The 3,718-nt window shown below is 57.8% G+C and carries 4 protein-coding genes; 3 read left to right on the top strand and 1 reads right to left on the bottom strand.

From position 1 onward, the window contains the following. Window positions 1-349: 349 nt before the first annotated feature. The gene (locus AC0L16_RS33290; RefSeq protein ID WP_287173707.1) at window positions 350-562 is read left to right on the top strand and encodes a KTSC domain-containing protein; all 213 of its coding nucleotides are present in this window, start codon (window positions 350-352) and stop codon (window positions 560-562) included. Between the two features lie 586 nt (window positions 563-1,148). After that, the gene (locus tag AC0L16_RS33285; protein WP_473625756.1) at window positions 1,149-1,586 is read left to right on the top strand and encodes a VOC family protein; all 438 of its coding nucleotides are present in this window, start codon (window positions 1,149-1,151) and stop codon (window positions 1,584-1,586) included. Window positions 1,587-1,751: 165 nt separating this feature from the next. Here the strand turns inward: AC0L16_RS33285 and AC0L16_RS33280 are convergent, their stop codons facing one another. Further along, a complete protein-coding gene (locus AC0L16_RS33280; RefSeq protein ID WP_473625757.1) occupies window positions 1,752-2,543 on the bottom strand; it encodes a DUF1194 domain-containing protein in 792 nt (263 codons plus the stop codon). A 398-nt stretch (window positions 2,544-2,941) separates the two neighbouring features. On the opposite strand from AC0L16_RS33280, the gene AC0L16_RS33275 reads away from it, so the two are divergent. After that, on the top strand, window positions 2,942-3,226 hold the full coding sequence (locus AC0L16_RS33275) for a DUF982 domain-containing protein (protein ID WP_473625754.1): 285 nt from the start codon (window positions 2,942-2,944) through the stop codon (window positions 3,224-3,226). Window positions 3,227-3,718 lie beyond the last annotated feature (492 nt).

Genomic DNA, 3,718 nt, shown 5'->3' with positions numbered 1-3,718 from the left:
GCTTTTAAGCAGCCATCATAAAGCGCGTGTCTGTCAAACAAGCAACCGCGCGCCAACCGGCGGTTGGTAGACGCGACACAGCCGGCCGCCTAGGATTTTTTCCACGATCCGCGAACCGGGCAAATCCCGACCCACCCGAGCTCGGTGACCGCTTGATCGCCCCGTCGCTCTCCTGTGCGGCGGGTTTTTTTGTTTCCTTTGGAACACCGGCATGGGCAGGACGTTCGCCTCCTGCAGCATCTTCTGTGCTGCGAGATCGGTGTCCCCTCCCGATCAGCCCGCGTCCTTCCCCTCCGTGGGGCGCGGGCAACTTCAGATGGACTCTCTCCCTGATTGGAGTAGTCACGTCATGCCGTCGACCTCGATACACAAAACGGAATACGATTCGGAGCGCAAAGTCCTCTCGGTGTGGTTCGTGGCCAGCGGTAAATGCTACCAGTTTGAGGACGTGCCGCCGGAGACCTTCGCCGAGTTCCAAGCCGCCTTCGCCAAGGGCCGCTTCTTCAACGGCCACATCCGAAATCACTTCCGCTACCGTCTGGTTGGACCCGCGGTCGACTGAGCAGTATCAGCGGACGATCTCTCTTTGGCAGGGATGCGGCTCATTCGTCGCGGCCGTCCGGCCAGCTTTTGCGAGGGCAAGGTCGGGACATCGGAACGAAAGGCGGATTCGCGAATTTCTACTGCTAGATAATCGGAATCGTCGCCCATGAGGCTCGCGACCCTCCACCTTGAAACTGCGAGATACGGCGATGTATATCGCGCGGAAAGGCTCGCGCGGTTGAGGCAGCAAATGATCCGGCACATCAAGCGCACTGACACCTCGGCTCCAAAAGTCGAGCAAGCGCTGGCTAGTTTGGCCGAAGCAAACGCACCCATGGACCGGCTCGCGCGGCATCAGTAGGGCCGCGCTCATGCGCGCCTCCGCATCGGCACGATGTGCGGCGGGTTGTTCGGTTGCTGCATGTGGCGTTCTCACCACAACCGTTTCGTGATGCCTGTCGCCCGTGGGGCCGCAGAATTGTAGACATGTGGCACGACCGCACGTCCACATGTCATCATCTATCGGTGTTGGGGGCACCTCAAGCGTCCGCTGTTAGACTAGGAGACACCTTGTAGATTGGAACGACACCCTGGAGATTCGAAACATGGCGCTCAAGCGGATGGACAATGTAGGAATCGTCGTCGAAGACCTCGGAGGGACGATCGATTTCTTTCGCGAACTCGGCCTCGAGCTCGAAGGGCGGGCCACGATCGAAGGAGAATGGGCCGGACGTGTCACTGGACTGGGCGATCAGCGTGTCGAGATTGCCATGATGCGCACATCGGACGGCCACAGCCGGCTCGAGCTCTCCCGCTTCCTCACGCCACCTGTCGTCGCAGACCACCGGAACGCCCCGGTCAACGCCTTCGGCTACCTCCGCGTCATGTTCGCCGTGGACGACATCGACGAGACGCTTGAAAGGCTCCGCACGCGCGGCGCGCACCTCGAAGGCGAAGTAGTTCAGTATAAAGACGCGTATCGGCTCTGCTACATCCGTGGGCCTGAAGGGCTCCTCATCGGACTCGCCCAAGAACTCAGCTGAGCGCAATACAAAGACAAATGGCGAGGAGTGACCAATGCCAGCGAGCGCGTCCGAGGCCGACCCGCCTGTTCGAGGTCCATCCCTCCACGGTCGGCCGCGTTCTCGCTAAGCACGATTAGGTCGCCAATCCGGGCTGGGTCGCCCGCGAATGCCGCCGTCAGCAGCTTAAGAGCGTGTCTCGCCGGATATGGAACTTACTTCTCGGACTAGCTTGTTTATTATGGCCCATTGGAATTCAGCCGAGCTGTCGGCTGGAATGATAAACGAGCCGGCCCCCCCGATAACGTGCCGCTCATAATATTCCGCAGTCGTCTCACCATTTTCCACTTCCGCTCCTATCGGGAGACCGTTGATTACGATGGCTTTCTGAAGCGCTCTCTGGCGGCTTTCTTCCAGTGAAGATCCGTCATTGTTTGTTCCGTCGCCTGAGATATCGATGACCCTGCGCAACGTCGGGACAGGAAGTTTATCAAACGCATCGACAGATACATCAATGGCGTAAGAGATCGATGTTTTCGCGCTGTGCGGATCACGGTATTGGTCTTGTGACTTTTTCCGGATTGCTTCCGCTATAACCGACGCATCATTCGCGTCAGAGAGAATGGTCCAATCCAGCCGCGTTTTTAAGGAGCCGCGGCTCGACCATTCGACGAAAGTGACTGCGATCTTGCCGTGCATACCCTCTTTGATCACCTTCAGCACGGTCGATGATTCCAAAGCAGCCGCATAGCTCTCGCGTTGTAGCGTGGCCTCTATCTGGTTGATGGAGCCGGACATATCGACCGCAAGGACGATTGCGACATCGACTACGTCGACTCGGTCATCGAGAAGAAGCTTCCCGCGAATCTCACAAGGACAAAGATCGTTCGTATAATAATTGCCATGAACAGGCTGACCGGCGATCAGAAGAATTCTTAACAATCCTGCGCTCAGCACAGCAAAGGATAGGACTTGCATCTCCAATCTATCCTCATAAGCTTGTGGAGTTTGTTCATGCTGGTCGCAGAGTTTCAATTAAGTCTTAAGCAAACAAGTCAAACAGATCAAGTTAGAGCGACTTACCCCTAAACAGTAGCACCTTCTATATTAGCTCTACATAATTTTAAGAGTCAACAAATGCTGGAAGGGCAACCGGAGCGGGTATCCCACGCAAGCATTTATTCGAAACGTGGGCATGCTGCCACGAAACGGCGCCTCGCGCCTTTGCTCGACCGCATCGACGTCCTGGATCTTGGCGGCGGTTAAGGCCTGCATGGCCGTTCGCGTCGGGCAGCGGCGCCCTGAATTCACGACGATGATGCAACCGCCGCCACGTCTTCGCGTTTAACCGCCTTAACTCCTGGGGATCGACGAAAATGACGGCGTTTGTCCCGATTACAATCTACCTGAATCACAGGCCGATGGTGGTCGCGTCGATAGCCGACGCTGCGAAAGCGCTGCAGCAACCATGGCCATCCATGGACAAGCCGTCCCGACTTGAAGCAATCCGAATCATAGAGGAATGCCTGGCCGGACATTGCAGTCACCAAGCTGCGTTCGCTGCTTTCGAGGCGGCCGCATCTGAACAGGGGCTTCTTAAGCAAAAGCCTCCAAGCGCAGGCCTCAGGAAGTTCGACGGGGTTGCCGAAGATCTGATGTGAGGTGATGCCCCCCCTCGCCACCTTGGAACCGCTGACAGGCCTCGCCTGGGCGGACGCGGTCAGCCGGGATTGCGGACCACCCGCCAAATCGAGGAGTGGCGGTGGTCTCTTGCTGCGCATTCCCTAGCTAACGACCATTCCAATTGCCAGGAACGCGATGGAGACGGCGAAGACCGGAGCGAGTAACCAGCGGGCTTGGTGGACGCTATTTTCCATGGGCTCCTCCCGTGAACTCACAGTGAGCAACGACTAGGGGCAGCCGCGGTTCCGGATGGTGCGATGTCCAGTCTGTTACGCGAACAGGTGAGACTTGGGTTCTGTCTGGGATCGGCCCGAAGCTCCAGCCAAAGGAACTTTTGCAGCTGCCGCGGGTTCGGTGAGTATGGCGCAAAGACGATGCTGTTGTTCGGCGCGACGGGACTGTCAGGAATTCTGTGCGCGAGGCCCGCTTTCGTCATTGGCTGACGAACCTCTCGCCGAAGACGACGGCGA

Source organism: Mesorhizobium sp. WSM4848 (assembly GCF_055811375.1).
The sequence above is the reverse complement of the archived record's forward strand: the minus strand, read 5'-3'. Positions and strand labels throughout refer to the sequence as shown.